Source organism: Pseudomonas corrugata, from assembly GCF_050920615.1.
Taxonomy (GTDB): domain Bacteria; phylum Pseudomonadota; class Gammaproteobacteria; order Pseudomonadales; family Pseudomonadaceae; genus Aquipseudomonas; species Aquipseudomonas corrugata.
On sequence record NZ_CP130434.1, the window covers coordinates 5,107,621 to 5,131,017 of the forward strand.

Annotated in this window: 22 protein-coding genes; 5 read left to right on the plus strand and 17 right to left on the minus strand. The window is 62.4% G+C overall.

Features of this window, described 5'->3' with window-relative positions; all coding sequences use genetic code 11:
- Positions 1-81: 81 nt before the first annotated feature.
- Complete coding sequence (locus QZH45_RS22750) at positions 82-393, minus strand: cupin (protein WP_024779707.1); 312 nt, start codon at positions 391-393, stop codon at positions 82-84.
- A gap of 68 nt (positions 394-461) precedes the next feature.
- Positions 462-1,655, minus strand: coding sequence for an MFS transporter (locus tag QZH45_RS22755; RefSeq protein WP_053192464.1), 1,194 nt, complete (start codon positions 1,653-1,655; stop codon positions 462-464).
- A gap of 115 nt (positions 1,656-1,770) precedes the next feature.
- Here QZH45_RS22755 and QZH45_RS22760 point away from each other — a divergent pair, with 115 nt between their 5' ends.
- The gene (locus QZH45_RS22760) at positions 1,771-2,310 is read left to right on the plus strand and encodes a TetR/AcrR family transcriptional regulator (protein ID WP_024779709.1); all 540 of its coding nucleotides are present in this window, start codon (positions 1,771-1,773) and stop codon (positions 2,308-2,310) included.
- Between the two features lie 234 nt (positions 2,311-2,544).
- Entirely contained in the window at positions 2,545-6,015 is a 3,471-nt protein-coding gene (locus tag QZH45_RS22765) for a hybrid sensor histidine kinase/response regulator (RefSeq protein WP_024779710.1), read from the plus strand.
- Positions 6,016-6,210: 195 nt separating this feature from the next.
- Here QZH45_RS22765 and rmuC read toward each other — a convergent pair whose 3' ends face one another.
- The gene (gene rmuC / locus QZH45_RS22770; protein ID WP_167355739.1) at positions 6,211-7,599 is read right to left on the minus strand and encodes a DNA recombination protein RmuC; all 1,389 of its coding nucleotides are present in this window, start codon (positions 7,597-7,599) and stop codon (positions 6,211-6,213) included.
- Positions 7,600-7,800: 201 nt separating this feature from the next.
- A complete protein-coding gene (locus QZH45_RS22775) occupies positions 7,801-8,124 on the minus strand; it encodes a hypothetical protein (RefSeq protein WP_081036506.1) in 324 nt (107 codons plus the stop codon).
- A gap of 908 nt (positions 8,125-9,032) precedes the next feature.
- On the opposite strand from QZH45_RS22775, the gene QZH45_RS22780 reads away from it, so the two are divergent.
- The 3 genes from QZH45_RS22780 to QZH45_RS22790 all read left to right on the plus strand — a co-directional run bounded on the left by QZH45_RS22780 (position 9,033) and on the right by QZH45_RS22790 (position 11,638).
- On the plus strand, positions 9,033-9,257 hold the full coding sequence (locus tag QZH45_RS22780) for a hypothetical protein (protein WP_007898912.1): 225 nt from the start codon (positions 9,033-9,035) through the stop codon (positions 9,255-9,257).
- A 478-nt stretch (positions 9,258-9,735) separates the two neighbouring features.
- Positions 9,736-10,218 (plus strand): hypothetical protein, encoded by a 483-nt coding sequence (locus tag QZH45_RS22785; protein ID WP_024779713.1) that lies wholly within the window; start codon positions 9,736-9,738, stop codon positions 10,216-10,218.
- A gap of 145 nt (positions 10,219-10,363) precedes the next feature.
- A complete protein-coding gene (locus tag QZH45_RS22790) occupies positions 10,364-11,638 on the plus strand; it encodes an OmpP1/FadL family transporter (RefSeq protein WP_024779714.1) in 1,275 nt (424 codons plus the stop codon).
- A 91-nt stretch (positions 11,639-11,729) separates the two neighbouring features.
- Here the strand turns inward: QZH45_RS22790 and QZH45_RS22795 are convergent, their stop codons facing one another.
- The 13 genes from QZH45_RS22795 to cobO form a co-directional block, all read right to left on the minus strand.
- Positions 11,730-12,281, minus strand: coding sequence for a glutathione peroxidase (locus QZH45_RS22795; protein ID WP_053192459.1), 552 nt, complete (start codon positions 12,279-12,281; stop codon positions 11,730-11,732).
- 182 nt (positions 12,282-12,463) lie between these two features.
- Positions 12,464-13,663: an MFS transporter gene (locus QZH45_RS22800; RefSeq protein ID WP_392396964.1), complete on the minus strand. Its 1,200-nt coding sequence runs from the start codon at positions 13,661-13,663 to the stop codon at positions 12,464-12,466.
- Positions 13,664-13,724: 61 nt separating this feature from the next.
- Complete coding sequence (locus QZH45_RS22805) at positions 13,725-14,129, minus strand: MarR family winged helix-turn-helix transcriptional regulator (protein ID WP_024779717.1); 405 nt, start codon at positions 14,127-14,129, stop codon at positions 13,725-13,727.
- A gap of 181 nt (positions 14,130-14,310) precedes the next feature.
- Entirely contained in the window at positions 14,311-15,042 is a 732-nt protein-coding gene (locus QZH45_RS22810) for an adenosylcobinamide-GDP ribazoletransferase (RefSeq protein ID WP_055135202.1), read from the minus strand.
- A 2-nt stretch (positions 15,043-15,044) separates the two neighbouring features.
- Complete coding sequence (gene cobC / locus QZH45_RS22815; protein WP_055135201.1) at positions 15,045-15,620, minus strand: alpha-ribazole phosphatase family protein; 576 nt, start codon at positions 15,618-15,620, stop codon at positions 15,045-15,047.
- On the minus strand, positions 15,617-16,672 hold the full coding sequence (gene cobT / locus QZH45_RS22820; protein WP_055135200.1) for a nicotinate-nucleotide--dimethylbenzimidazole phosphoribosyltransferase: 1,056 nt from the start codon (positions 16,670-16,672) through the stop codon (positions 15,617-15,619). Before cobT ends, cobC begins: the two co-directional genes overlap by 4 nt.
- Positions 16,669-17,190: a bifunctional adenosylcobinamide kinase/adenosylcobinamide-phosphate guanylyltransferase gene (gene cobU, locus QZH45_RS22825; RefSeq protein ID WP_024779721.1), complete on the minus strand. Its 522-nt coding sequence runs from the start codon at positions 17,188-17,190 to the stop codon at positions 16,669-16,671. The genes cobT and cobU overlap by 4 nt, the downstream gene beginning before the upstream one ends.
- Positions 17,191-17,314: 124 nt before the next feature.
- On the minus strand, positions 17,315-18,766 hold the full coding sequence (locus tag QZH45_RS22830) for a cobyric acid synthase (protein ID WP_053192449.1): 1,452 nt from the start codon (positions 18,764-18,766) through the stop codon (positions 17,315-17,317).
- Positions 18,763-19,755: a threonine-phosphate decarboxylase CobD gene (gene cobD, locus QZH45_RS22835; protein ID WP_053192447.1), complete on the minus strand. Its 993-nt coding sequence runs from the start codon at positions 19,753-19,755 to the stop codon at positions 18,763-18,765. The genes QZH45_RS22830 and cobD overlap by 4 nt, the downstream gene beginning before the upstream one ends.
- Positions 19,748-20,656 carry an adenosylcobinamide-phosphate synthase CbiB gene (cbiB, locus tag QZH45_RS22840; protein ID WP_024779724.1) on the minus strand — a complete coding sequence of 303 codons (909 nt, stop codon included), beginning with the start codon at positions 20,654-20,656 and terminating at the stop codon, positions 19,748-19,750. The genes cobD and cbiB overlap by 8 nt, the downstream gene beginning before the upstream one ends.
- A complete protein-coding gene (gene bluB, locus QZH45_RS22845) occupies positions 20,653-21,303 on the minus strand; it encodes a 5,6-dimethylbenzimidazole synthase (RefSeq protein ID WP_024779725.1) in 651 nt (216 codons plus the stop codon). The genes cbiB and bluB overlap by 4 nt, the downstream gene beginning before the upstream one ends.
- On the minus strand, positions 21,300-22,700 hold the full coding sequence (locus QZH45_RS22850) for a cobyrinate a,c-diamide synthase (protein WP_024779726.1): 1,401 nt from the start codon (positions 22,698-22,700) through the stop codon (positions 21,300-21,302). The genes bluB and QZH45_RS22850 overlap by 4 nt, the downstream gene beginning before the upstream one ends.
- Positions 22,697-23,323 carry a cob(I)yrinic acid a,c-diamide adenosyltransferase gene (cobO, locus tag QZH45_RS22855; RefSeq protein ID WP_024779727.1) on the minus strand — a complete coding sequence of 209 codons (627 nt, stop codon included), beginning with the start codon at positions 23,321-23,323 and terminating at the stop codon, positions 22,697-22,699. The genes QZH45_RS22850 and cobO overlap by 4 nt, the downstream gene beginning before the upstream one ends.
- Positions 23,324-23,397 lie beyond the last annotated feature (74 nt).

Sequence of the window (23,397 nt, forward strand, 5' to 3'; positions counted from 1 at the left end):
GGTGGAGTCATCTTAGAGCCGGATCGAATATCGATATAACGGGTAATTTCTCTATATGTTATCTATTTTACAGATAACACGTCAGACACTGCCTTCGCTTTCGATCACCAGGATTCTCGCCGGTCCCTGTGGCCTGGCCACATGCTCGGTCCCGACCGATGCGTAGAAAATATCCCCAACCCCCAGCAAGGTATCTTTTTCGACCCCCTCCTCCCGGTAGCACATCTGCACGAGCCCATCGAGCACCACGAAGACTTCCTGACCATCATTGACATGCCATTTGTATGGCTGATCGGTCCAGTGCAGGCGCGTGGTGATGCCGTTCATGTTAGCGATGTCCAACGCGGCCCAGGCACGGTCGCCAGTGAAGGACTTGCTGCGAATAATCTTCAAGGGAAATCACCAGAGATAAATGGCAAGACGCCGAGGCTAGCTCAATTCAACCGTCTGCATTCAATGCATCAAGGTCGAACGCCACTGCCTGCCGGCTTGGCGGCCTGACGCAACAGCCCCAGCAACGCAGCGCTCGCCAACAGGATCAGCACCAGGCCATAGCCATCGGTTGTCGGGATCAACCCGAACACCCGCGTAAGGTTCCCTGCCAGCAGCGACGGCAAGCTGAAAGCCAGGTAACTGAGCACATAGAATGCCGACATCAAACCGGCCCGTTCATGGGGCAAGGCCAGCGGCATGATACTGCGCAGCGCGCCCAGGAAACCCGCGCCGAAACCGCTGCCGGTCACCAGAGTACCGATGAAGAACAACGGCAGGCTGCCTGTGTGCGCGGCGATCAATACCAGGGCGAGGCCGGTCATCAATAAGCTGGCGGCAAGCCGCAGCATCTTCTCTGCGCCCTGATTACGCAGCGTGTAAATCGACAACGCCCCGGTGAGCGTCAGGGCTGCCACCAACGCGCCGCCGATCAGGTTGGAGGTCGATCCGGTCGCAGCCCGCACCAGGGACGGCGCCAACGACAGATAGAAACCCCCCACCGCCCAGGCCGCCAGGTTCAGCGGCAGCACCAGCCACAGGGCTCGCCGCGCCTGCGGCGGCACATGCAAGGTTGGACGCAGGGACTGCCAGGCACCGGGTTGCGGGCTGACACTTTCTTTCAGGCGCCAGAGATAGATCGCCTGGGCCAGGAACAGGCCCAGCAACAGCCAATAGGTCAGTTGCAGGGGCAACGGCGCGAACTCCGCCAGCAAGCCACACCCCAGCGCCCCGCACGCCATCCCCAGCAAGGGCGCGACACTGGTGATCAGCGGGCCTTGCTGGCGATCGAAGTCCAGCAGCGCGGCCCCCAGTACACTGGTGGCCATGCCCGTGGCGAAGCCCTGGATCAACCGGGCCCCGATCAGCCACGCGATGCTGTCGGCATTGATAAACAGCAGCATCGCCAGCATGTTGAGCAACAGCGCCACGAAGATCACCGGTTTGCGCCCCAGGTAATCCGACAACGACCCCACGGTCAGCAAGGCCGCCAACAGACTGAAGGCGTATACGCCGAAGATCAGCGTGAGGATCGCCGGGGAAAACTGCATGTGTTCCTGATAGAGGTGATACAACGGCGTCGGCGCGCTGGAGGCGGCAAGGAAACCGAGCAAGGTAATTGCCAGGAATATCAGGCTGGCACGGGTCGAAGCTGGACGGGACATGGGCACACTCCGCAGAAGCTGTTCACAACACATCGGCAAAAGCTAATTTTTTGCTTTTGCCGAGTGTGCTACCGACGTGCGCTTAAAGCAAATTCTTTGTGTTAAGGTCCGATCCATGGCTATTAAAGAAGGTTTACGCCCCGGCGGCAGAAGCGCCCGGGTACAAGAGTCGATTCATTCGGCCGTCCGCGCCCTGCTCCAGGAACAGGACCGCGCCACACTGACCGTGCCGCAGATTGCCGCGCGCGCGGGCGTGACGCCCTCCACCATCTATCGGCGCTGGGGTGACCTGCCGGCGCTACTGGCCGATGTCGCCGTTGCCCGCATGCGCCTCGACAGCGAACCGGCCAACACCGGCAGCCTGCGCGGCGACCTGCGTGCCTGGGCCGAGCAGTACCTGGACGAAATGAGTTCCGAACCCGGTCGCAACATGATGCGCGACATCCAGGCCTGCGCCACGCCAGGGTACTGCGTGGGCATCATCAGCGCTCAGTTGCAGATCATTCTGGAGCGCTATCCCGATACGCCGAATCCCGGCATCGAGCGGTTGATCAATGTCATGGTGGCGCCGACGGTGTTCCGTATTCTCTTTGCCAGTGCCCCGCTGGAGGTTGAGGAGTTGCATCGGTTGATCGATATCGCGCTGGGGCAGTAAGGCCGCCATCGCGAGCAGGCTCGCTCCCACATTTTCTGAGGTGGATGAAAAGTTTGTGTCCGTCGCACATCCTGTGGGAGCCAGCCTGTTCGCGATGAGGCCCGCAAATCCACTGCATGACCCGAGTGCGACACCCCACCACGCCTCGACCTTGGTCGACACTGACGAACCCGAGCAGGCATGCGAGACTGTCTTGCCGGGCCCAAGCCCGGTGTTCTTCGTTCGGGAGTTTCCATGTCGTTGTCCAGCGGGCTGATCGCTGTTGTTGCCCTGGCCTATATGGCCATCATGTTCGCCATCGCCTTCTACGGTGACCGGCGCAGCACGCCGTTGCCTCCACGGGTACGGGCCTGGGTCTACAGCCTGTCACTGGCGGTGTATTGCACCAGTTGGACCTTCTTCGGCGCGGTGGGCCAGGCGGCCGAACAGCTCTGGTCATTCCTGCCGATCTACCTGGGGCCGATCCTGCTGCTGGTGCTGATGCCGTGGGTCCTGCAAAAAATGGTGATGATCAGTAAACAGGAGAACATCACCTCCATCGCCGACTTCATCGCCGCCCGCTATGGCAAGTCCCAGTCGCTGGCGGTGGTGGTCGCGCTGATCTGCCTGGTGGGCGTGCTGCCGTACATTGCCTTGCAGCTCAAGGGCATCGTGCTCGGGGTAAACCTGTTGATCGGCGCCGGCGCTGATGCCATGGGCACCCGCGCCCAGGACACCGCACTGATCGTCTCGCTGATCCTGGCTTTGTTCACCATCGTGTTCGGCACTCGCAACCTCGACGCCACCGAGCACCACCGTGGCATGGTGTTGGCCATTGCCTTCGAGTCCCTGGTCAAGCTGTTCGCCTTCCTCGCAGTCGGCGCCTTCGTGACGTTCGGCCTCTACGACGGCTTCGACGACCTGTTCGACCAGGCGATGCTCGCACCGCGCCTGGAGCAATACTGGAAGGAAACCATCAACTGGCCGTCCATGGTGGTGCAGACGGGAGTGGCGATGATGGCAATCATCTGCCTGCCGCGCCAGTTTCATGTGACGGTGGTAGAGAACATCGAGCCCCAGGACCTGCGCCTGGCCAAGTGGGTGTTCCCCGCCTACCTGGCCCTCGCCGCGCTGTTCGTGGTGCCCATCGCCCTCGCCGGGCAAATGCTGTTGCCCAACTCGGTGCTGCCGGACTCGTTCGTCATCAGCCTGCCGCTGGCGCAGGCCCATCCGGCGCTGGCGTTATTGGCGTTCATTGGCGGCGCCTCGGCCGCCACCGGCATGGTGATTGTCGCGAGCGTGGCCCTTTCCACCATGGTTTCCAATGACATGTTGCTGCCCTGGCTGTTGCGTCGCAACAACGCCGAACGGCCGTTCGAAGTATTCCGTCAGTGGATGCTCTCGGTGCGTCGGGTGAGCATCGTGGTGATCCTGTTGCTGGCCTATGTGAGCTATCGATTGCTGGGCTCCACCGCGAGCCTGGCGACCATCGGCCAGATCGCCTTCGCCGCCGTCACGCAGTTGGCGCCCGCCATGCTCGGCGCGCTGTACTGGAAACAGGCGAACCGCCGCGGTGTATTCGCCGGCCTCGCCGCGGGGATTTTCCTCTGGTTCTACACCCTGGTGCTGCCGATCGCCGCCCACAGCCTGGGCTGGTCCCTGAGCGCGTTCCCGGGCCTGGCCTGGCTGCACGGGAATCCATTGAACCTGCCGATCGGGCCGCTGACCCAGGGCGTCGTTCTGTCCCTGGCCGGTAACTTCACGCTGTTTGCCTGGATCTCGGTGCTGTCGCGCACCCGTGTGTCGGAGCACTGGCAGGCCGGACGCTTCATCGGCCAGGAGATCAGCGCCCGCCCCAGCGCACGATCGATGCTGGCGGTGCACATCGAAGACCTGCTGCAACTGGCGGCACGCTTCGTCGGCGAGGAGCGGGCACGCCAGAGTTTCATCCGCTTTGCCTACCGCCAGGGCAAGGGCTTCAACCCGAACCAGAACGCCGACAGCGAATGGATCGCCCACACCGAACGCCTGCTGGCCGGTGTGCTCGGGGCATCGTCGACGCGGGCCGTGGTAAAAGCTGCGATTGAAGGTCGGGAGATGCAACTGGAGGATGTCGTCCGAATCGCCGACGAAACCTCGGAAGTGTTGCAGTTCAACCGGGCCTTGCTGCAGGGCGCCATCGAGAACATAACCCAGGGCATCAGTGTGGTCGACCAGTCCCTCCGGTTGGTGGCGTGGAACCGTCGCTACCTGGAACTGTTCAATTATCCGGACGGCTTGATCAGCGTCGGCCGGCCCATTGCCGACATCATCCGCTACAACGCCGAACGCGGCCTCTGCGGTCCGGGCGAAGCCGAAGTCCACGTCGCCCGGCGCCTGCACTGGATGCGCCAGGGCCGCGCCCATACGTCCGAGCGGTTGTTCCCGAACGGCCGGGTGATCGAGCTGATCGGCAACCCGATGCCGGGCGGCGGTTTCGTCATGAGCTTCACCGACATCACCGCCTTCCGCGAAGCCGCGCAGGCCCTGACCGAAGCCAACGAAGGACTGGAGCAACGGGTGGCTGAACGCACCCGAGAGTTGTCGCAACTGAACGAAGCCCTGACCGAAGCCAAAAGCACCGCCGAAGCGGCCTATCAATCCAAGACCCGCTTCCTGGCCGCCGTCAGCCATGACCTGATGCAGCCCCTCAATGCCGCTCGGCTGTTCTCCGCCGCGCTGTCCCACCTGCATGAGGGTTTGCCAGGCGAAGCCCGGCAGTTGGTACAGCACCTGGACAGTTCACTGCGTTCTGCCGAAGACCTGATCACCGACCTGCTGGACATTTCCCGCCTGGAAAACGGCAAGATCAACCCCGACCGCAAACCCTTCGCCCTCAATGAACTGTTCGATACCCTCGGTGCCGAGTTCACGGTGCTGGCTCGGGAACAAGGCCTGAAATTCCGCGTTCGAGGCTCGCGACTGCGGGTCGACAGCGACATCAAGTTGCTGCGGCGCATCCTGCAGAATTTCCTCACCAATGCCTTTCGCTATGCCAAGGGGCCGGTTCTGCTGGGCGTGCGTCGGCGCAACGGTGAGCTATGCCTGGAGGTCTGGGATCGCGGCCCAGGCATTGCCGAAGACAAGCAACAGGTGATTTTCGAAGAATTCAAACGCCTGGACAGCCATCAGACCCGTGCCGAAAAAGGCCTGGGCCTGGGGCTGGCCATTGCCGACGGGCTGTGTCGCGTACTCGGTCATACGTTGCGCGTGCGCTCCTGGCCAGGACGCGGCAGTGTGTTCAGCGTCAGCGTACCGCTGGCTCGGACGCAGATAGCTGCGCCCAGCATCGTGGCCGAAGCCAACGGGCATTTACCCAGTGGTGCGCAGGTTCTGTGTGTCGATAATGAAGACAGCATCCTGATCGGCATGAACAGCCTGCTGACCCGCTGGGGCTGCCAGGTCCGGACAGCGCGCAACCGTGAAGAGTGCGAGCGCTGGCTCGCCGAGGGTGGACGCCCGCAACTGGCCCTGGTGGACTTTCATCTGGATGATGGCGAAACCGGCACCGAGCTGATGGCCTGGCTACGCACCCGCATGGGTGAACCGGTGCCAGGGGTGGTGATCAGCGCCGACGGCCGTCCCGAGACGGTGGCCCAGGTACACGCCGCCGGGCTGGATTACCTGGCAAAACCGGTGAAACCGGCGGCGTTGAGGGCGTTGTTGAGTCGGCATTTGCCGTTGTAGAAGCAACGCCGCTCCGGCCAGGCATCGAACCTGTGGCGAGGGGATTTATCCCCGTCAGGCTGCGCGGCAGCCTCCATTGTGAGTGCTGCGCACTCAAGCGGGGATAAATCCCCTCGCCACAGGGTTTGCATCAACCACAAGGTTTGCATCAGCCATAGGATCCGCATCAATCACGGGGCTTGCATTAGTGCCTGATCAAGCGTTGGGTTTGGCATCGGCTTCTTCCGGCAACTCCGGCAGCCCATCCTCATCGGTCATTGCCCGCTCAAGCAGTTCACCCGGCAACCGCTTGCTCGCCCGGGCGCCGAGCAGCTTGAGTTGTTCGGTGCGACTGACCAGGTTGCCGCGCCCTTCTGTCAGCTTGTTGCGTGCGGCGCTGTAGGCCTTGTCCAGCTGTTGCAGGCGACTGCCAATTTCGTCCAGGTCCTGGATGAACAGCACGAACTTGTCGTACAGCCACCCGGCCCGCTCGGCAATCTCCCGGGCGTTCTGGCTCTGGCGCTCCTGCTTCCACAAGCTGTCGATTACCCGCAGCGTTGCCAGCAATGTGGTCGGGCTGACGATCACGATGTTGCGGTCAAAGGCTTCCTGGAACAGATTCGGCTCGGCTTGGAGGGCTGTGGAGAACGCCGCTTCGATGGGCACGAACAGCAGCACGAAATCCAGGCTGTGCAAACCGTCCAGGCGTTTGTAATCCTTGCCGGCCAGTCCTTTGACATGGGCCCGCAGAGACACGATGTGTTGCTTGAGGGCAAGTTGGCCGATGGCGTCATCTTCAGCGGCTACGTACTGCTGATAGGCGGTGAGACTGACCTTGGAATCGACCACCACCTGCTTGTCGCCGGGCAGGTAAATCAACACGTCAGGCTGGAACCGCTCGCCATCCGGGCCCTTGAGGCTGACCTGGGTCTGATATTCACGGCCCTTCTCCAGGCCGGCGTGCTCAAGCACCCGCTCGAGAATCAATTCGCCCCAGTTCCCCTGGGTCTTCTGGCCCTTGAGCGCACGAGTGAGGTTGGTGGCTTCATCGCTCAGGCGCAGGTTCAGCTGTTGCAAGCGCTCCAGCTCCTTGCCCAGGGAAAAACGCTCCCGGGCTTCGGCCTGATAACTTTCTTCAACGCGTTTTTCGAAAGACTGGATGCGCTCTTTCAACGGATCGAGCAACTGCCCCAGGCGCTGCTGGCTGGTTTCGGCGAAGCGTTGCTCACGCTCATCAAAGATTTTTCCGGCAAGCTCGGCGAACTGTGCCCGCAACGCGTCTCGCGAGCCTTGCAGGTCATCCAGGCGTTGCTGATGGTTTTCCTGTTGCTCGCGCAGTTCGGCATGGAGCGACGCCGCCTGGGCATCGAGCCGCCGCAGCTCCGCCTCTTTGCCGGCACGTTCCAGATTCCAGGCATGGGCCGCATCCCGGGCGTTGTCACGCTCGATCTGCAACAGTTCGACTTCCCGGCAGGCTGCTGCGAGTTCGGCTTGCTTGGCTCCGTTGGCCTGGCTCAGGTCGCTGATTTCGTCGCGGAGGGCATCGAGTTGGGCGTTCAGGCCATCATGGGCCATGTGCGCGGTGGTCAGACGCTCTTCCAGCAGCGCCACTTCGGTCTGCGCGGCACTGGCCTGGCGCTGCAGGTGCCAGGCCAACGCGAGCAACGGCACCGCAGCGCCTGCCAGGCCCAACAACAGGCTGGTCAAATCCATAGCCATGACAAATCCTGCCGATCAGATAAAGCCCGAAGGTTAACCAAGCCGCTGGAGGTTGCCCAGCTCAGCCTGGATTCCAACCCTTCTATTTCAGTCTTCTATTTCAAGAAGGGCCTGCCGGGCCCGATGATCCCCGGCCCGAGCAGCCTGGCGCAACAGATCCTGGCCGATGCGCCGGTCCCGGGCGTTACCGCATTCACGGCACATCAACTGCCCCAAACGACTTTGCGCAGCCACGACACCTTCGCGGGCTGGTTGCTTGAGCAGGCGCCCGGCCAGGTGCTTGACGCTGGGGCTCTCTCCGAGCCGCGGGTTGTCGAGCAGCCACTCGGCGACACGCATCGACATGCGCTTGGGCGAGGTAACACCAGAGGGTGTGGAAGTAACAGGATTTGATACTGAGCGAAACTTCATAACGCACTATGGGGCAGATCGAAAGGCGCGCCACTCTACTCCTTTTTTCGTGTGGGTAAAGCTGAAAAAAACCGGCACGCCCGTGCTAGAGCAAGTGCTTGGGACAATCCACAGAAGCTGTGGATAACTCAGTGGACAACCCCCCCTGAAGGGGGCGAAAGCCCTGTGGGACGGGGCCTGCGCTCAAACTGACGATTTTTTCACCAGTAAAAAAAAGCGATGTTTTTCATTGACTTAAATTTTGGATACAGGCACCCACCCCGGATTGTTGCGACATGACAGTTCGGTGACAACCCCCTCGGGGAGTGTGCACAAGTAACACCCAGACTGGTTATATCGGTGCGCTTTCTTGATGCATTTGGCGGTAAGCCTGGGGATAACCCCACTCAGAGGCCACAATGCCCCCGCCCCGCCTATCCGACCAAATGCATCGGATCTGGATATTTTTTGAACAACCCGCTTCCCTTGTGCGGCTCGATCCGTTAACATCCGCGCCGTTAGTACCAAGCTGAAAGTCAATTCCGGGTCGAACACATCTCCACGGTCAGCCATCCCAAGGGACGCCTCACCGATAAAAGGGACCGACCCCCTCGATGGTTTCCAGGTAACCTTGCGCCAACACAGCCTTTGACTGAATACAAAGGGTGTTGCCACGCTCATTACTCTGACCGAACCAACCTGCAAAATTGATCAGGATCTTCACCCCGGGCCCAGAACCTTTGCCCTTGCTGTGTCGCCTGCCCTCCTAAGTACCTACCTGCCAGCCCAAGCGCGCACTTTCATATAGCGCTCAAACTGGCTGCTTTGTTCCAGTCGGGTTCTTCGTTCGACCAATGGTGGTCGACGTTACTGGAACGTTTTAACGTTGCACGGTTCATAACCGTGTCATTTGTAGGAACACCCATAACATGTCGACTCAAATCCACACACAGGATGCCATCCGCACCCTAACCAACGCTTTTGCTCCAATGAACTGCCTGATCATGGCCGCTCGCAAAGGCTGCTTCAGCTTCACGCTGGTCAACGAACACGGCATCGCTCGTCACAGCGAACGCCTGTACCCCGATCAATACTCCAGCGCAGAACCGCTGCAGGCCGTGATCGAGCGTACCCGTCAGGCACTGGTTGCCTGAGACGCCAGAAGCGCTGAAAACCCAAAGGCCCCGCCCGAAAAGCGGGGCTTTTTATTTAAGGAAGTAGATGAACCTGTGGCGAGGGGATTTATCCCCGCTGGGCTGCGAAGCAGCCCCTAAAAAGGCTGAATGCGATCTACTCGGCAGAACGCGGATTCAGGGCTGCTTCGCAGCCCAACGGGGATAAATCCCCTCGCCACAATGATTACTGAACCTCGAATGATCAGTATTACGCCCCGAAAAAACGGGGCTTTTTATTGCCTGAAGTTCCTCGATAAAGCGAAACGGCTTAAGCACCAACGGATATAACAGTTATAACCGCTCGCGGAAGATGTTTTAAAAACAGGCCTTTACAACGGAAATATCACACTACACTTCAAGTCAAGCGGCATGATCCGCTGTCGGCGGAGCCTGGACCGATCCACCGCTGCCAAGCCCCACTCTCCAGGCTCCGCCCCTCTTACGCTTCGAGGGTGTTATGGGTATCGCTGCCAGCGAACTGTGTCGATATGTGATCCGTCCGACGCTCCTGTACCTGGAGCGCCACAGCGCAACGGCGGAATCCTTGTTGCTGGGCATTGCCGCCAGCCAGTCCAGCCTGGGTTCAGCCTTGCACGACCGTCGTGGCCATGGCCTGTATCGCATTACCGAATGCCGTCACCAAGCACTCTGGGACCATTACCTGGCGCTGGATCCGGAACGCGCCAGCCTCGTGCGCGGCCTGGCCAGCCAACATGCCTTTCTCAGCGGTCCGCACCTGGAATTGACCGTCAACCTGCGTTACGCCACTGCCATCGCCTGGCTGCTGGTAGAAGAACAGAACACGCCGCTTCCCGACGCCAACGATCTGCTGGGCATGGCCCGGATCTGGCGCCAGACATTTCACCCCCAAGGGCGCCTGCGGGACTTCACCTGCGCCTGGCAACACTGTGTTTCATCGCTGAATCAAGTCGCCTGCTGAAGAGGATGTTTGGAAACTTCCTACAACGTTCGCGAATTTGGTCGGATTGTCCTACAAAACCGCTCTAACTCACGCAACACAGGCTATAGCGCTTGAACGAAAATGTTGGTAATTTTCGCCTCGGTGACCACATGGAGTTCTAACAATGAAAAAAATGATGCTCAAAACCACCCTTGGCCTCGCCGTAACTTTGGCCTCCACTCAATTGTTCGCCAGCGGCTTCCAGCTGAACGAACAGAGTATCAGTGGCATGGGCACTGGTTTCGCGGGTCGTTCTTCCTCTGCCGATGATGCAAGTACCGTATTTGGCAACCCTGCCGGCATGTCGCGCCTCAAGCGCCAGCAAGTGACCGGTGGCTTTGCCGCCATTGACGCCTCTACTGACATCAACGATGCCAGCGGCACCCAGTCCGGTACCAACAAGGGCGACATGGTTCCACTCACCGGTGTTCCGATGGGCTACTACGTCAACCCTATCAACGATCAGTGGGCTTTTGGCTTGGGCGTCTATGCTCCGTTCGGCCTGATCACCGACTATGAAAGCAATTTCCAAGGTCGTAACTTCGGCAGCAAGAGCGAAGTGAAGGTCGTGACCTTCCAGCCAACTGTCAGCTATGCCTTCAATGACAAGGTTTCGATTGGTTTCGGCCCGACGATCAACCGTATTTCCGGTCAGTTGGAGTCGGCGCTGGACGTACCAGGCTTACCCGGCAATGGCAACGTTAAGATCAAGGGTGACGACATCGGCTACGGCTACAACATCGGCTTGCTGGTCCAGGCGACCGATACCACTCGTGTCGGCCTGACCTACCACTCCAAGGTCAAGTACAAACTCGACGGCCATACTGAAGTAACTCCGGGAGCAGGTACACCTGCCGGTTTCCTGAGCAGCGGACGCTATGACGCCTCGCTGGACATCACGACACCTGAAACGGTGGACTTTTCGGTCACCCAGCAGATCAATGATGCCTGGACAGTCTACGCCGGCAGCACCTGGACTCGCTGGAGCCGCCTGAAAGACATCACAGTGAACAACGACGTAACGGGTGGCGGCGCGCTGAACCCAACCCTTTTTGGCACCATCACCGAAGAACAAAACTGGCACGATACCTGGGCCTACGCCATCGGCACCTCCTACCAGTTGAACAAACAGTGGATACTGCGTACCGGCCTGTCCTTCGACCAGTCGCCTGCCAACAACACCGACCGCTCGCCACGCATCCCGACCGGCGACCGGACCATCTTCAGCCTGGGCGCTGGCTGGAGCCCGACCGACGACCTGACCATCGACGTAGCCTATTCCTACCTCAAGGAAGAGAAGGTCAACGTCAACCGTACCAACGCATTGGGCCAGGCTTACAATGCTGAATACGAAAACAGCGCAAACGGCTTCGGTGTTGGCGCAACCTACCGCTTCTGATGATTCACGGCGAGCCTGAACCCCTCGTTATCCGAAGCAAAAGAAAAGCCCCGTGCTCTGCAAAGAGCCGGGGCTTTTTCATGCCTGAAGGTCAGGGCCTGGAAGCAATCGCCGCTTCCACCGCCTTGATGAATTCAGGGTCATCAGGCTTGATCCGGCTGGAAAAACTGGCAACAACCTTACCCTGGCGATCCACGACATACTTGTAGAAATTCCATTTCGGCGCCCCGGACTGCTCGGCCAGGTGCTTGAACAACGGTATGGCGTCGGCTCCGCGCACCGGTTGCGGTTCGGTCATGGTGAAGGTCACGCCATAGTTGACGTAACAGACCTTGGCCGTCTCGGCGTTATCCTTGGATTCCTGCTTGAAGTCGTTGGACGGCACGCCCAGCACTTGCAGGCCTTGGTCCTTATAGCGCTGGTTCAGGGCTTCGAGGCCTTTGAACTGGGGAGCGAAGCCGCAGAAACTGGCGGTATTGACCACCACCAGCGGCTTGCCGGCGAAGCGCTGGCACAGATCGATGGTTTCCTTGGCCCGCAGCTTGGGCAACGAACCCTCCAGCAATGGTGGGCAGTCGGCTGCCCAGGCTTGTCCGGTCACAACCAGCAGCAGGGTGGGGATAGCTAGCCAGCGCATCAGCATGTAGGCACTTCCTTGAAGACATGTCAGACCACGACGTTACTCGTCATGACCTGATGCGTCCACCGCTCAGCAGTTGCCCATGCCCAGTTGCATCAAGGCCAACCCGCCCTGATGCCAGCCCCACCAGGCAAACGCCAGTAGCAGGACCGCGCCGGTAATAATCAACCAGGGGCCGACGCGACTCATGCCGCACCCGCCAGGACTTGCAGACGTGCCACCGGGCGCTCACGCACCGGCCAGTTCAACGCCGCCGCCAGCAGGCTGAGCAGGACGGCGGCCTGCCAGATCAGGTCGTAGCTGCCGGTGCGGTCATACACGACCCCACCCAGCCAGCCACCCAGGAACGATCCCAACTGGTGGAACAGGAACACGATCCCACCCAGCATCGAGAGATTTCGCACACCGAACAGGGTGGCCACGGTGCCGTTGGTCAAGGGCACGGTGGAGAGCCACAAGAACCCCATCGCCATGCCGAACGCATAGGCGGTGGTGGTGGTGACCGGCAGCCAGAGGAACACACCAATCACCACCGCCCGCGCCAGGTACAACCCTGTTAGCAGCCGTGGCTTGGACATACGTCCGCCGAGCCAGCCGGCGGTGTAGGTGCCGAAGATATTGAACAGCCCGACCAGAGCCAGCACGGTGGTGCCGACGCTGGCCGGCAAGTGTTGGTCCACCAGGTAGGCCGGCAGGTGCACGCCGATGAACACCACCTGGAAACCGCAGACGAAAAAGCCGAACGCCAGCAACCAGAACCCGGAATGGCTGCACGCTTCGCGCAACGCTTCGGACAAGGTCTGTTCATGGCCGGCCAAGGGCATCGGCGTGTCCTTGAGCATGCTCACCAGCGGTACGATCAGCGCCACCAGCAAGCCCAGGGCCAGCAGTGCGGCGGACCAGCCGAGCCAACCGATCAAGCCCAAGGTGCCCGGCAACATGGCGAACTGGCCGAAGGAGCCGGCGGCGCTGGCGATGCCCATCCCCAGGCTGCGTTTTTCCGGCGGAACAGCGCGACCGACCACCCCGAGAATCACCGAGAACGATGTGCCGGACAGGCCAAGACCAATCAGCAAGCCGGCACTCAATGACAGCGACCAGGCGGAATCCGACAGCCCCATGAACACCAGGCCCAAGGTATAGAGAACACCGCCGACCATCACCACTTTCGCCGCACCGAAGCGGTCGGCCAGTGCCCCGGTAAAGGGCTGCGCCAGACCCCAGATAAGGTTCTGCAGGGCGATGGCGAAGGCGAACACCTCACGGCCCCAGCCGAACTCAGTGCTCATGGGGGCCAGGAACAGCCCGAAACCATGCCGCACCCCCAGGGACAACGCCAGGATCAGCGCGCTGCCCACCAGGACCCAACCACAGGTACGCCACATCGATGTCATTTTTATTCTCCGCTCGCGGGTATATACCCGCTTATCATCGAACGAACCGGCTTCACGCCAGTTCATCCAGCAAGGCCAGCAATGCCGTGCGCTTCTCGGCGCCCAGTTTATCGATCAATCGTTGTTGTGCCGCTTCCCAGGCGGGCAATGCCGCCGCCAGTCGGTCGCGTCCGGCGGGCGTCAGCACGACGATGCGGTTACGCATGTCTTCACCCTCGGCAAGCGCCACCAGCCCCTCGCCTTCCAGCACCCGAAGATTGCGCCCCAGGGTGCTGCGGTCCAGGCCCATGGCCTCGGCCAGGGACGAAATGCTCGGCTGATCCAGGCGCGCCAGGTTGCTCAGCAAAGAATACTGGGCAACGTTGATCCCGAAGCCGTCGAGGGCGCCGTCGTAATACCTGCTGACGCCACGGGCGGCGCGACGCAGGTTGATGCACAGACATTGGGAAGGAAGCATGATGCGTGTATATACCCGTTAACTGGATGAATGCAAATTTAAATGTATCGCTTGACGAGGAAACCTGTGGGAGCGACTTGTGGGAGCAAGGCTTGCCCGCGATGAAGTCAACGCGGTGAGGCTTGATATCGAGGTGTCTTCATCGCGGGCAAGCCTTGCTCCCACGGACCTCCGCATGGCGTCAGACCAATGCCACCCCCACCAACACCGCCATCTCAAGAAGCTCCAACAAGGCCCCGGCCGTGTCGCCGGTGCATCCGCCCAGTCGGCGCAGCATCATCTGCCGCAAGGCGATGAACACCACCGCGGCGATGATCAGCGCCGAGATCCCGGTCCAGCCCGCCACCAGCACGCACCCCAGCGCACAGGCCGACAAGACCTGCCACCCCGCGGGTCGCGGCAGGTGGTCGGCGAGTGCCTGGCCCAACCCGCCGGCACGCACATAAGGCGTGGTCAGGAACAGACCCAGCAGCGCCGCACGCCCCAATACCGGCACGATGAGCAACACCAGGGCCTGCCCTTGTTCGAGCAGCGCCAGCAACGCCGCGAACTTGAGCAGCAGCACCAATACCAAAGTGATCACGGCAATCGGTCCGCTGCGCGGGTCTTTCATGATCAGCAGCGTGCGTTCGCGGTCGCCAAAACCTCCGAGCCAGGCGTCAGCACTGTCGGCCAGGCCATCCAGGTGCAGACCGCCACTGAGCAGCACCCATGCCGTCAGCAACAGCGCGCCATGCAGCAGCAACGGCGTACCGAGCAGCAAGGCGTTGAAACCCCACAGCAATGCACCGAACAACAGCCCCACCAACGGATAGAACAGCAGCGAACGGCCAAGCAGCGCGGGCTCCGGCATGCCCGGCAGGCGAACCGGCAAGCTGCTGAGAAATTGCAGGGCGATCCAGAACGGCAGCATCTTCAGCTTATCTCCGTAAAGACCGGACCGGACGACACCCGAAGGGAGAACCGCGCACCGTGGGCTACTTCAACGTTGAGCAGTTGCTCCCGGGGCAGGCCTCGGGCCTGGGCCAGCAGCAACTTCATCACGCCGCCATGGCTGACCAATAACACCCGCTGCCCCGCGTAAGCTGCATGCAGACGCTCCACCGCCGCCAGGACCCGCGTCGAAAACGCCTGCACCGGCTCACCGTCGGGGGGCGTGAACTCATAGGGATCGGCCCAGAATCGGCCCAGGGCTTCGGCGTCAGTGTCCATCAGCGCCGCTGCGCTACGCCCCTCCCAGGCACCGAAATGCAGTTCCTGCAGATCCGCATCCAAGTGCACCGGTACGTTGAGTCGGCGGCCGAGCTGCTCGGCAAAACGCGCACACCGTTGCAACGGAGAACTCACCAGTCGATCCCAGGGGCCGCCCGTTGCTACGGCCGCGTGCATCTGTTCCCAGCCCCTGGCCGTCAATGCATCATCGAGGCTGCCGCGCAAGCCGCCGCCCAGCTCGGTTTCACCATGACGCAGCAGGTCCAGGTGCAAGGTCATGCCGGGCGATCCGCCACGGCCGCTTCGGCAAACGTCGCCATTTGTCCGTGAAGCTCACAGGCCAAGCGCAACAGCGGTACCGCCAGCGCAGCGCCACTGCCCTCGCCCAGCCGCAGCCCCAGGTCGAGCAGCGGTTCGGCGTCCAGGGTTTCCAGGACGTGGCGATGCCCCGGTTCGGCACCGCGATGGCCGAACAGCAACCATGGCCGGCATCCGGGATTGAGACGCACCGCCACCAAGGCCGCGACACTGCAGATAAAGCCGTCCACCAGCACCGCGATGCCTTGCTGCGCACAAGCCAGGTACGCGCCGGCCAACGCGGCGACTTCAAATCCACCCAGGTTGAACAGCGTCTGCAGCGGGTCGTTGCTCTGAGCTCGATGCAGCGTCAAAGCACGTTCAATCACTTGGGCTTTGTGACTGACACCCGCCGCGTCCAGCCCCGTGCCCGGCCCGACCAGATGAGCCACCGGGCAATCGAGCAAGGCGCACGCCAGGGCACTGGCCGCCGTGGTGTTGCCGATCCCCATCTCGCCACCGATGAACAACTGCGTGCCGCTGGCAATCGCACGGGCAACGCTGTCGCGCCCGGCTTGCAGCGCCTGCTCGCCCTGGTCCACGGTCATCGCCGGGCCCTGGACGAAATTCGCCGTGCCTGGCCCGACCTGCAGATGCCGTACACCGGGCAGATCCAGCGACGGCGTCACGGTTCCCAGGTCCACGACCTCCAACCCGGCACCCAATTGCCGCGCCAGGACGCTGATGGCCGCGCCGCCACTGACGAAGTTGAGCAGCATCTGCCCGGTGACTTCCTGTGGATAGGCTGAAACGCCCTCGGCCACCACCCCATGGTCGCCGGCAAAAATCGTGATCCACAGTTGCTCCAGGCTTGGCTTGACCTGCCCTTGCAGGCCCGCCAGTTGCACCGCCACCGATTCGAGCCGCCCCAGGGAACCGGCCGGCTTGGTCAGTTGTTGCTGGCGGGCCGCAGCCCGTTCCAGGGCCAGGGTATCGAGGGGCTTGCACGGGTCCAGCCACCAGCGGTGATTCATAACGCAGTACCTTTAAGGGTCAGGGGCAGGCCGGCTACGGTCAGCACAACACGCTGACAACGTTCGGCCAAGGCTTGATGCAGCCAACCGGCTTCATCGACATAACGGCGAGTCAGCTCGCCCAGCGGCACGACACCCATTCCGGTCTCGTTGCTGACAAAAATGATTTCACCGGGCAGCGCGGCTACACAGTCCAGCAAGGCATCGCGCTCCATACCCAGTTGCCCGGCGTCGTCGAGCATCAGCAGATTGGTCAGCCACAGGGTCAGGCAATCCACCAGCAGGCAGTGTCCAGGCGCGGCGTTGTCCCGCAACACCCGGGCCAGGGCCAGCGGCTCTTCCACCAACGCCCATTCGGCCGGCCGACGCGCGCGATGCAGGGCGACTCGCTCATTCATCTCGCCATCCAGGGGTTGGCTGGTGGCGATGTAGGTCACCGGCAAGCGAGTGTCCACTGCGAGTTTTTCAGCCAGGCGACTCTTGCCGGAGCGGGCGCCGCCGAGGATCAGTTGGAGCATGGTGTATTACCTTTCAAATAGGCGGTGTTGCTGCCAGCCCCATCGGGCTCGCCCCCACATTGGCCCGGTGTCCGCAATCCCCTGTGGGAGCGAGCCTGCTCGCGATAGGGCCAGTCCAGCCACCCTAGATCCCACAAAGTTCACGCAACAACCCTGTATCCAGATGCTTCTCCACCAGATCCGCCAGCCGCTCGATATCCCGCTCGCGCAAGCCGTGGTAATCCACCGCTTGCACATCGGCCAACCCGGCCCAACGCAACAAGGCGCTGCTGGACTCGGGCGACTCGAACAGGCCGTGCAGGTAGGTGCCGAGAATCTGTCCGTCGAGGCTCCGGGCCCCGTCGCAGCGGCCGTCATCCAATTGCACCAAGGGCTGTTCCAGCGCCGGGCCGACGGTCACGCCAGCATGGATCTCGTAGCCACTGACCTCGGCATTCTCAAGGGTCAATCGTCCTCGGACATTGCGCAGCTGCTTCTCGTGCTCCAGAGTCGTTTCGAACGCCAGGAGCCCCAGTCCGTCGCTGGAGCCCGGCGCGCCTTCCAGTCCCAGCGGATCGTGAACCTGTTGGCCGAGCATCTGCAAGCCGCCGCAGATCCCCAGCAGCTTGCCGCCGTAGCGCAGATGCCGCTGGATGGCCGCTTCCCAGCCATGGGCCCGCAGATGAGCCAGGTCGCTGCGCACGCTCTTCGAACCCGGCAGGATGATCAGGTCGGCTGGCGTAATGGCCTCGCCGGGGCCGATGAATTGCAAGTCAACCTGCGGGTGCAGGCGCAACGGATCGAAATCGGTGTGATTGCTGAGGCGAGGCAGAACCGGCACCACCACCTTGAGCACCTGCTCGGCCTTGTCGGTTTGGCGCTGGTCCAGCCCGTCCTCGGCTTCCAGATGCAGGTCCATCACGTAGGGCAATACCCCCACCACCGGTTTGCCGGTGCGGGCTTCCAGCCAGTCCAGCCCCGGTTGCAGCAAAGCGATGTCGCCGCGAAAACGGTTGATGATGAAGCCCTTGACCCGCGCCTGCTCGCTGGGCGAGAGCAGTTCCAGGGTGCCCACCAGATGGGCGAATACCCCACCGCGATTGATATCGGCGATCAGCAGCACGGGGCAGTCCACCGCTTCGGCAAACCCCATGTTGGCGATGTCTCCGGCCCGCAGATTGATCTCGGCCGGCGACCCCGCGCCCTCCACCATCACCACCGGATACGCTGCGCTCAGCCGCTCATGGGAAGCCAGCACCGCCTGCATCGCGATGGCCTTGTAATCGTGATAGGCCACGGCATTCATAGTGGTGACCGCACGACCATGGATGATGACCTGGGCCCCCGTGTCGCTGTTGGGCTTGAGCAGCACCGGGTTCATGTCGGTATGCGGCTCGAGGCCGGCCGCCTGGGCCTGCACGGCCTGGGCGCGGCCGATTTCACCACCGTCGGTGGTCACTGCGCTGTTGAGGGCCATGTTCTGCGGTTTGAACGGCACCACACTCACGCCCTGACGCCTGATCCAGCGGCACAGCGCCGTGACCAGAGTACTTTTACCGGCATCGGACGTGGTGCCTTGCACCATCACTGTGGTCATTGGAAATCCTCGGCGTAGGCCTCGAAAGCCTGTTCCAGGCGCAGGAATTCGGCATCGTCGGCCGGCAACCCGAAGCGCAGGCTGCTGTTGTTCGTGAACAAGCGCAGGAGAATGCCCCGATGGGCCATGAAGTCGTGAAGCCTCTGGGCATACTCAGTGACCAACCACTGGAACAATGCGCAACCACCCTGGGGCTTGAAGCCGTGACGGGTCAGCAGCAGCGCCAGGCGTTGACTGGCATCTTCGCAGCGCTGTCGCTGACGGCTCTGAGCGGCGGTATCGAGTAAACAAGCTTGGCCCAGGACCCGGGTCGGCCCGCTGACCGCCCACGGCCCGACCTGTTCGGCGAGCAACCTGAGCAAATGTTGCTCGGCCAGGACAAACCCCAGGCGAACGCCGGCCAGGCCAAAGAATTTGCCGAACGAACGCAACACGATGAGCCCCACCTGATGGGCATGGGCTGCCAGGCTCAGTTGCGGAGTGACATCCATGAAGGCTTCGTCCACCACCAGCCAGCCGCCGCGCTGGGCCAATCGAGCGTGCCAATCCAGCAAACGCTCAGGGCTCAGGCTCAGGCCCGTGGGATTGTTCGGGTTGACCACCACCAGCACGTCGAGACTGTCGAGGAAGAAATCCACTTCCGACTCCAGCACCTCACGCACGATGTAGCCGCTGCGGCGCCAGGCTTCGGCGTGCTCGGCGTAACAGGGCGACAATACGCCGACCTTGCCGCTGCGACGCAGGCGCGGCAACAGCTGGATCGCCATCTGCGAACCGGCCACCGGCAGTACATGAGCAGCCCCGTAATAAATGCAGGCGGCCTGTTCCAACCCGTCATCGGTTTCAGGCAGGCGCGCCCAGGCCCGCAATGGAATCGTCGGGACGTCGAACGGCCACGGCGCCAGACCGCTGGACAGGTCGAGCCAATCCACCTCGGCAATACCATATTGCCGGGCGGCCTTGCGCAGGCGCCCGCCGTGCTCAAGCATAGAACTCAGCTCCCAGGCAGAGAATCAGCAACCACAACCATACGCCGCGCTGCACCAGTTGCCAGCCGCGATCAATGGAATCGGCGCTCGCCGGTACGCCCTCCCCCAGTGGCGGGCGCTGGTGCAGTTCACCGTGATACACCGCCGCGCCCCCCAGCTCGACGCCCAGCGCGCCGGCACCGGCGGCCATGACAGGACCCGCATTGGGGCTGTCCCAGGTAGGGCCCTGGCTGCGCCAACACCGGAGCGCCAGGCGGGTTTTTCCCAGCAGCGCGTAGGTCAACGCCACCAGCCGCGCCGGAATGTAGTTGAGCACGTCGTCGATCTTTGCCGCGGCCCAGCCAAAGCGCTCGAAGCGTTCGTTGCGATAGCCCCACATGGCGTCGAGGGTATTGCTCAGGCGATACAACACCACGCCGGGCGCACCCGCCACGGCGAACCAGAACAGCGCGGCGAATACCGCGTCGCTGCCGTTCTCCAGTACTGACTCGGTGGCCGCGCGGGCGACGGCGGTTTCGTCCAGCCCACGGGTTTCGCGGCTGACCAGATAGCCGACGCGCTTGCGTGCTTCGTCCAGATCGCCGCTGCGCAACGCCCGGGCCACCGGCTCGACATGCTCGCCGAGGCTGCGCAGGCCGAGGGCGCAGTACAACGCCAGGATATCCACCAGCCAACCCACCAGCGGCGCCCAGGACAGGGCCGTGGCGAGCAGGGTCAGCGGCACCACCGCAATGACCCACGCCGTGACCCCGTGGCTGCGCCAGCCGCGCCCACCGGAGTTGAAGCGTTGCTCGATGCGATCAGCAAAGCGGCCGAACGCCACCAGCGGATGCCAACGCCGAGGTTCACCCAGCAATGCATCCAGCGCTACGGCGGCGGCACTGAGCAGCGCGACACTCATGGGTTCACTCCCCAACGGTTTTCATAGAGCAGTTCATTGAGTGAACGCGGTTGTGCCCAGCCTTCCAGGGCGAGCATCGGTGCCGGATAAAACCCCTCCACCGGGCCGAGGCAGAGTACCGCCAGGGGCTTGGCACCCGCAGGCAGGCCCAGCAGATCGGCCAGGGCCTGGGGCTCGAACAGCGAAACCCAGCCCATCCCCAGCCCTTCGGCGCGGGAAGCCAGCCACAGATTCTGGATCGCGCAGGACAGCGAGGCGAGGTCCATCTCCGGCAAGGTCCGACGGCCGAAGATGTGTCGCTCGCGGTCATCCATCAACGCCGCCACCAGCACTTCGGCGCAGTCATTGATGCCTTCGACCTTGAGTTTCATGAACTCATCGCTGCGTTCGCCCAGGGCCTCGGCGGTGCGAATGCGCTCCTGCTCCACCAATGCCCGGATATCGGCCCGCAGGGCGCGATCACTGATGCGGATGAACCGCCAAGGTTGCATCAGGCCCACGCTCGGCGCCTGATGAGCGGCTTCCAGCAGACGGCGCAGCAACTGCGGTTCCACGGTGCCACCGGTGAAATGCCGCATGTCGCGGCGTTCGGCGATGGCGCGGTAGATGGCGTCGCGTTCGGCCTTAGGAAATGCGTTGTCAGTCATGGCCTCTTCGCGAGCAAGCCCGCTCCCACAGGGAATTGTGAACACCCATCCAACCTGGGAGCGGGCTTGCTTGCGAAAGCGGCTTCAGGGTCCGGCGCCAACAGCGCGGCGATGGCCCTCGGATTCGACGGAAAATAGAAATGCACATAGGAGGCCGTCATCCGCCCCTGCCGGAACACCGCCTCCGCGCCACGCCCACCGTTAGGGCTATGACCACGGGCGATCGGCTCCAGCTCAGTGCTGGTCAGCGAATGGTGGTAGGTATGTCCGCGCAGATTACCTTCCGGCAATTCCACCGATTGCAACGCCAGGGCGGCCAGGCGCTTCTGCATCTGCGCGTCACCGGCGAGCAAGCCGAGCAGCTCGGCGCGATTGCCCTCGACGTCGGTCAGTGAGTCCAGCAGATACAGCATGCCGCCGCACTCCGCCAACAACGGTTTGCCGGCGTTGTGGTGAGCACGGATCGCCGTCAGCATCGGCGCGTTCTGCGCCAGGGCAAGGTGATGCAGCTCAGGATAACCGCCAGGCAGGTACAGGCTGTCCGCCTCGGGCAGCTCGCGATCGTGGATGGGTGAAAAAAAGCGCAACTGCGCGCCCATAGCTCGTAGCAGATCGAGGCTCGCGCCATAGGTGAAGGCAAACGCTTCGTCCCGGGCCACAGCAATGCGGACCCCGTCGAGCCACGGCTGCGCGGCAATCACCTCGGGGGCGGCGAACGTAACCGCCGGCGGGAGCGTCACTTCGCAACTGCTGGCCAAGGCTTCGGCTGCGGCGTCGAGGCGCAGGTCCAGGTCATTCAGCTCGCTGGCCTGGACCAGCCCGAGGTGACGACTCGGCAGTTCGATTCCGGTTTCCCGGGACAGCGCGCCGTACCAGCGCAAGCCTTCTGTGAGGCTGCCTTCGAGCAATTGCGCATGGCGCACGGTGCCGACACGGTTGGCCAGCACGCCGGCGAAGGGCAGGTCCGGCTGATAGCGCGCCAGCCCGAGGGCCAGGGCACCAAAGGTCTGGGCCATGGCCGTGCCGTCGATCACCGCCAGCACCGGAACGCCGAAATGCCGCGCCAGGTCGGCACTGGACGGCGTGCCGTCGAACAGCCCCATCACCCCTTCGATCAGGATCAGGTCCGCTTCGGCGGCGGCTTCCCACAACAGCCGTCGGCTTTCCTGCTCGCCGACCATCCACATGTCCAATTGATAGACCGGTGCGCCGCTGGCACGCTCCAGAATCATCGGGTCGAGGAAATCAGGGCCGCATTTGAATACGCGCACCTTGCGTCCCTGGTTGCGATGCAACCGGGCCAGGGCGGCGGTGACCGTAGTCTTGCCTTGCCCCGACGCCGGGGCGGCAATCAGCACCGCCGGGCATTGGCGGTCCGGAAACGAAGCGTCACTCACAGTTCGACGCCTTTCTGTGCCTTGATGCCGGCCTGGAAGGCGTGCTTGATCATGCCCATTTCGGTGACGGTGTCCGCCAGCTCGATCATTTCCGGCTTGGCGCCGCGACCGGTCACCACGACATGCTGCATGGGGGGACGCGCCTGCAGATCGCTCAGGACCTGATCGAGATCGAGGTAACCGTGCTTGAGGGCAATGTTCAGTTCGTCGAGCACCACCAGGCCAATGGACGGGTCGCTCAGCAACTGGCGCGACACCGCCCAAGCCGCTTCGGCGGCTGCGATGTCGCGCTGTCGATCCTGGGTTTCCCAGGTAAACCCTTCGCCCATGACATGAAAGCGCACCTGCTCCGGGAAGCGCCGGAAGAACAACTCCTCACCAGTGCTGTTGCGGCCCTTGATGAACTGCACCACGCCACATTGCATCCCATGTCCCATGGCTCGGGCCAGCATGCCGAATGCCGAACTGCTCTTGCCCTTGCCATTGCCGGTCAGCACCAGCAACAAGCCGCATTCGTTCGGGGAATTGGCAATGCGCTCGTCGATCACGGCTTTCTTGCGCAGCATGCGCGCCAGGTGACGCTCGTCGCGGTCGGACGCATCTGTATTGGGGGAGCCGGTCATGGGGAAGCCTCCGTTGGGAACTGGATAACGGCAGGCGGGCACAGGAAAAGACGGCAACAAGCCTGGCATCGCCC